Source organism: Streptococcus mitis SK597 (assembly GCF_000148545.1).
GTDB classification, from domain to species: Bacteria; Bacillota; Bacilli; order Lactobacillales; family Streptococcaceae; genus Streptococcus; species Streptococcus mitis_C.
This window is the reverse complement of sequence record NZ_AEDV01000077.1, coordinates 1-5,645: the sequence shown is the minus strand read 5'-3', so window position 1 is coordinate 5,645 and position 5,645 is coordinate 1. Positions and strand designations below refer to the sequence as shown.

The following is a 5,645-nucleotide window of genomic DNA, read 5'->3' as shown; positions in this document are numbered from 1 at the left end:
CCGTGCCACCGATGGGGTTTTTTGCTACCCTCTAAAAGGGTTAAATGCTACTTTACGTCTCTTTATCCATAGCTTGAAAAGCTCAGATAGTACGTTAACAAGTAACGGAGCTAGAAAAAGGGAAAGTAACTCTAGCATACATAACACCTCCCTTCCTTAAAGTGAGGGGCCAAAATATTATATCGTACCAGATTTATATCATCAACATCGCGTCATTCTTGGAATAGATAGACTTAGATACACAAATAACCCTACTAACAAATCTCTAAACAAACCCAGAAATCAACATTTTAAGACAAAGAAAAAAGCCCACTGTTGTAGGCTTTCTGTAAGATATTTCTTAAAATTAAAGCATTTTGTTGTAGAATTCAACGACAAGTGCTTCGTTGATTTCTGGGTTGATTTCGTCGCGCTCTGGCAAGCGAGTCAATGAACCTTCCAATTTTTCAGCGTCGAATGATACGAATGCTGGACGTCCAAGAGTAGCTTCTACTGCTTCAAGGATTGCTGGAACTTTCAATGATTTCTCACGAACTGAGATCACTTGACCTGGAGTTACACGGTATGATGGGATATCAACGCGTTTTCCGTCAACAAGGATGTGACCGTGGTTTACGAATTGACGAGCTTGACGACGAGTAGTCGCAAGACCAAGACGGTAAACAACGTTATCCAAACGACGTTCCAAAAGAAGCATGAAGTTGAAACCTAGGATTCCGCCTTTGATTTTTGTAGCTTGTACGAACAAGTTACGGAATTGTTTTTCACCTACACCGTAAGTGAAACGAAGTTTTTGTTTTTCAGCTAATTGCAAACCGTATTCTGACAATTTAGAACGGTTGTTTGGTCCGTGTTGTCCTGGTACGTAGTTACGACGTGCCAATTCTTTACCTGTACCTGTAAGTGAAAGGCCAAGGCGACGAGCTTGTTTCCAAGATGGTCCTGTATAACGTGACATGTGAATGTCCTCCTGATATAAATAATATTTCGGTGGAAATAGTCACTTAGAAAGCCCTGATTCGTGCAGATGCCCTTCGCCTAAACAGCCAAGGTTACTTATCATAAGACACCTGTTGACGAGCTTCATGCTTTCCTGCTGATATTTCACACAAAATCCATTTTACCATGAATAGATGGTTTTGTAAAGGGGTTTTAAGCTTTATTTTCATTACCAGAGAGGTTGAGAACGAGGGTAAAGGTGCTTCCGAGGCCGTACTGGCTGGTAACTGTGATTTCTCCACCCAATTGATGGGCCAATTCACGCGCAATCGCAAGACCAAGACCATGACCACCTGTCTTCATATTACGCGAAGTTTCTACACGATAAAGGCGTTTGAAAATATTCTCCAAGTCCTCTGGGGCAATTCCCTGCCCCTCATCGGTCACACTGATTGAAAGCTGGTTATTTTCCAGCTTAGCTAGCACTTCCAACTTAGTTCCAGGAGCTGAGTATTTAAAAGCATTATTGACCAGATTCACCAAGATACGAGAAAGTTTAGCATAATCTCCCTCAATCCGAGCAGACTCTGGAATTACCTGCAAGTGGACATCTCGCTCCTCCTGCTCAATCAAGAACTGAAACTCACTCATGCACTCAATCAAGAGCTGATCCAGAAAAATGCTGTCTTTACTAGTTGTCTCTGCCTGATTTCTAGCTGTGTTTAGAGTCAAAAAATTCAACTCTTCAACCAGTTTATTGAGCCTTTCCGTCTGACGCCCAATGGTTGCTAGATAATGCTCCTGTTCTCCTTCCTTAATAACCCCATCCAAAATCCCTTCTACTGTCGCTTGAATCGAAGTAATGGGAGTCTTGATATCATGCGATAGCTGAGCAATCATCAAGCCCTTTTCTCGTTCACTTTCTTCCAAGGAATCAAAGGTCGCCTGCAAATCATGGGACATTTCATTGAAAGCTTGGCCTAATTGCTGAAATTCTACAGGTCCTTGAACCTCCAGATTTGAAGAAAAATCCTTGTCCGCTACTCGCTTGGCATGTTCCTTGAGTTTGCCCAATGAAGTAAAGACAGGCGACAGGAGAAAGAGACTAATCCCAGCACCGACAAGGCTGGCAACGATGGTCATTCCAAGCAAAAAGTATATCTCGCTTTTCGCAATCAGCATTTTTTGAACAGCCCAAAAAACCACGATAATCGTTAGGAGTGTTGAAATGATATACCCCACTAAAATATAACTTTTTAATTTCATTAACTACCTCGTGCTTTCTCAATTTTGTAGCCCAAGCCCCAGACAGTTTTTATAGTAGGCGTTTCTGCGCTAGCATGTTTAGCCAACTCCTGTCGAAGAGCATGAATATGAACATTCAAGGTATTAGTGTCATCCACATAGTCTTCCTGCCAGACCTTTTCATAGAGGTCTGTCTTAGAGAATACTCGCTCTGGATTGCTGGCTAGAAGCCATAGAAGTTCGAAGGATTTGACTGTCAAATCAAGCGCCACATCTCCGACTTGGACCTCATGACTACCGTGATTCATCCGTAAATCCCCGAGACTGACGACCTCTGTCTCACCTCCACGATGAAGGCGCCGCAAGATATTGTGGACACGCAAAACCAGCTCACGAGGGCTAAATGGCTTGGCAATAAAGTCATCTGCCCCTAGGCTCAGGCCATAAATCTTGTCCTGCTCGCTGGTCTTAGCCGTGATAAAGAGAAAAGGCTGATCTGGAGATTGATACTGAACCTCACTAATCAAATCATAACCATCCATCCGAGGCATCATGATATCTGTAATAATCAAATCAATTGGTTTTCGCTGGAAGATTTCTAAGGCCTCTACCCCATCATGGGCCACCAAAACCTGATATCCTGCCTGAACCAGATAGCGTTGATGAATATCTGTGATTTCTACCTCGTCGTCAACGAGTAAAATTGTCTTTCCCATCTGTCTCTCCTTTGAAAAAAACAGTGCTATACCACAATAGTATAACACTATTTTTATTGTTTTACGATGATTTTAATCTGCTACTGAAAGAAAGGCCTGATTGCTGATTGAGTTGGTAAACTAGCCTTAGTCAGCCCACTATCCCTCATTTATTTCCTTAGCTGATTAGTTTTCTTCTTTTTTGTTTTTCAAACCGAGGCCACCTAATAGTCCAGCCAAGGCGAGTCCAAAGAATCCAATAGTAGCCATTGATGTTTGAGCTTCACCAGTATATGGAAGCATGTCTTTTGGCTCTTTCATTTGATCAGCCATCATTGGACTTGACGCCTTGTTATTAGCTGCCATCTTGCCTTCATCAGACATTTTGCTTGAGGCTGCTGGAGCTTGATCTTGTTTCATGCTTGGTGTTGCCATAGGCTGGCTAGCATTCATAGTTTTATCCTGCTCTTTGTTAGGCATCATCTTATCCTGGCTAGCAGCTGGCATTTGAGATTTCATCTCATCTTGATTGGCACTTGGCATTTGAGCGTTCATCTTAGACGCATCTTGATGACTATTCATCATTGAAGACGGCATAGCTGAACCATTAGAAGATGGGACGAAGCCTGATTGCATCGGAGTAAGAGACTGATGTCCATTCAAGTTTACTGTCAAATCCTTAGTCGCTACGAGATTGCTCAAATCGGCCTTGCCGTCTTTCGCACCGTACACTTTGATAGTAGCTTTATAACTTTGAGTGCCATTTTGTTTCAAGAGGTCAAGTAGCTCTTTATCAGATTTGCCTTGGGTGCCTGCCAAGTCCACTTCATAGAAGTAAAGACCTTTGCCCAAGTTTTCTACTGGTGGAAGAGCTGGATTTTTAGCTGAGCCGTTGTCTGACCATGGAGCCTTGTCGGATGCTTTCAAGATAAGGCGAGTTAACATACCGTCACCAGCGAAGAACTCGTATGGAATGACTTGGTTGACACCGGCTGTGAATGGACCTGGGAAGTTAGCCTTATCCAAGTAAGTGGCTGGAACATCTACTGTGTCTTTAGTGTTGTCGGCCACACCTTTTTGAACTTCGGCTGGGGTGGTTGCTGGTTGAGCTTCATTTGCTTCACGGTCTTGTCCAGAAACTGTAGTCGCAGGATTTGTTGCAGGTTTAACCGTATCTTCTGTTTCTTTCTTAGATTCTGGTTTTGCTTGCACTTCTTCTTTTGGCGCTACCACTTGGTCTTTATCAGCTACATTCACTTTTTCTGGAGAGCTTGTAGCATCCAAACTTGCTTTAGGTGTTGAGCCTACCTGTTCTGAAGGAAGAGCTGTATCGACTGCTTCTTTGAGAAGTTCTGCTGGTATGTCGCTCTTTTCACTCACCGAAGCAGCGTCTGGCACGACTTGGGCAGGGGTCGGATTGACTACATCGGCACGCACCGAACTTGGTTGACCAACTAGGACAAAAAAGCCACTGGCTACAACAACTGAGGCAACACCGACACTAAGACGGCGAATAGACCAACGAGTATATCTTTGATTTGGATTGAATTTCATAGGATTCTCCTTAGAGTTTTTCTTTATTTGATGACTCTAGTATAATCTCCTAAAATTAAAAAGGATTAAGAAAAAGTTAAAATTTTTCTTAAATCCCTCTTATAAAATACTTATATTAATTAAATCCATAAACAGACTTGGTGATTTGATAGACAACATTGGAAAGTTTGCGAGCTGGCAAGACCGAATGTTTGGTCAAACGGCTCAACATGGTCTTGCGGATAGCCTGAAAAACCTCTGGATTTTCCTGCTGAATATAGGTCCACAGCTCTCGTTTTTTGGCAAGATGCTCTGCTGTGCCTGCTCGGTTGAGCAGGGCACTGGAAATCACCGTCGTGATTTCAATGTGATTCAACAGATATTCTCTCATTTTTGGATGACTCACTTGGGACAAATCAAGCTGGTCTACCAAGAGTCGATTGACCTTGAGTTGCTGGTCAATGCGCTTAATCATCACTTGCTCATTGACAGACTGGTCCTCACGCCCAATCAAATAACGATAGAAATCGACAGGCAGATAGTACATGGTCTTGACCTGCTGAAGGGGGGTAAAAACAAAGAGATTATCGACATAAAAGGTATGCTCAGGCAGTTGGAACTGGCTAGCACGCAACAAATCTGTCCGATAAATCAGCGAGTGCATCATGATATACTGGCCTTTGGAGAAATTTCCGACCTGATCCCAGCCAAAAATCTGCCAAACAGGCAAGACTGACTCATAACTCATACTCTTCTTACGAGACTGACCTTCCTTTTCATAGACAAAATTGGTCACAAAGGCATCAACTTCCTGCCCCTCACTCTCGAGTTCCTGCAAGGTTTCAAGAATTTTCAGGTAAGCACGAGGATCCACCCAGTCATCACTATCAACCACTTTAAAATAGCGCCCAGAAGCCTCCGCTAAGCCGCGATTGACCGCACCACCATGGCCTTTATTTTCCTGATAGATGGCTCTAACAATGCTAGGATACTTGTTAGCTAAACGCTCAGCTATTTCCTGAGTCTGGTCCTGAGACCCATCATTGATAATCAAAATCTCAACTTGCTCACCACCAATCACTAGCGACTCCACACAGTAATGAAGATAGGCAGCAGCATTATAGCTAGGGATGGCGATAGACAATAACTTCATAATCTACTCCTTTAGGGGACTGATTTTTTCTTATACTCAATGAAAATCAAAGAGCAAACTAGGAAACTAGCCGCAGGTTG

Annotated in this window: 5 protein-coding genes and 1 pseudogene; all 6 read right to left on the bottom strand. The window is 43.0% G+C overall.

The annotated features are described in order from the left end of the window. Positions 1–346: 346 nt before the first annotated feature. On the bottom strand, positions 347–958 hold the full coding sequence (rpsD, locus tag SMSK597_RS10045) for a 30S ribosomal protein S4 (protein ID WP_000092756.1): 612 nt from the start codon (positions 956–958) through the stop codon (positions 347–349). A gap of 194 nt (positions 959–1,152) precedes the next feature. Continuing rightward, positions 1,153–2,205, bottom strand: a complete 1,053-nt coding sequence (locus SMSK597_RS10040) for a HAMP domain-containing sensor histidine kinase (RefSeq protein ID WP_000769764.1) — start codon at positions 2,203–2,205, stop codon at positions 1,153–1,155. Beyond that, the gene (locus tag SMSK597_RS10035; protein WP_000520656.1) at positions 2,205–2,900 is read right to left on the bottom strand and encodes a response regulator transcription factor; all 696 of its coding nucleotides are present in this window, start codon (positions 2,898–2,900) and stop codon (positions 2,205–2,207) included. The genes SMSK597_RS10040 and SMSK597_RS10035 overlap by 1 nt, the downstream gene beginning before the upstream one ends. A gap of 165 nt (positions 2,901–3,065) precedes the next feature. Further along, a complete protein-coding gene (locus SMSK597_RS10030) occupies positions 3,066–4,112 on the bottom strand; it encodes an SSURE domain-containing protein (RefSeq protein ID WP_474104454.1) in 1,047 nt (348 codons plus the stop codon). A gap of 155 nt (positions 4,113–4,267) precedes the next feature. After that, positions 4,268–4,433: pseudogene (locus SMSK597_RS14100) on the bottom strand (YSIRK-type signal peptide-containing protein); the annotation flags it as partial. A 115-nt stretch (positions 4,434–4,548) separates the two neighbouring features. Beyond that, complete coding sequence (locus tag SMSK597_RS10025; RefSeq protein WP_000771880.1) at positions 4,549–5,565, bottom strand: glycosyltransferase family 2 protein; 1,017 nt, start codon at positions 5,563–5,565, stop codon at positions 4,549–4,551. Positions 5,566–5,645: the final 80 nt, after the last annotated feature.

What these genes read in the sequence shown, in the direction of transcription:
- rpsD (WP_000092756.1), bottom strand. Translation starts at nt 958, where the DNA reads ATGTCACGTTATACAGGACCATCTTGGAAACAAGCTCGTCGCCTTGGC.
- SMSK597_RS10040 (WP_000769764.1), bottom strand. Translation starts at nt 2,205, where the DNA reads ATGAAATTAAAAAGTTATATTTTAGTGGGGTATATCATTTCAACACTC.
- SMSK597_RS10035 (WP_000520656.1), bottom strand. Translation starts at nt 2,900, where the DNA reads ATGGGAAAGACAATTTTACTCGTTGACGACGAGGTAGAAATCACAGAT.
- SMSK597_RS10025 (WP_000771880.1), bottom strand. Translation starts at nt 5,565, where the DNA reads ATGAAGTTATTGTCTATCGCCATCCCTAGCTATAATGCTGCTGCCTAT.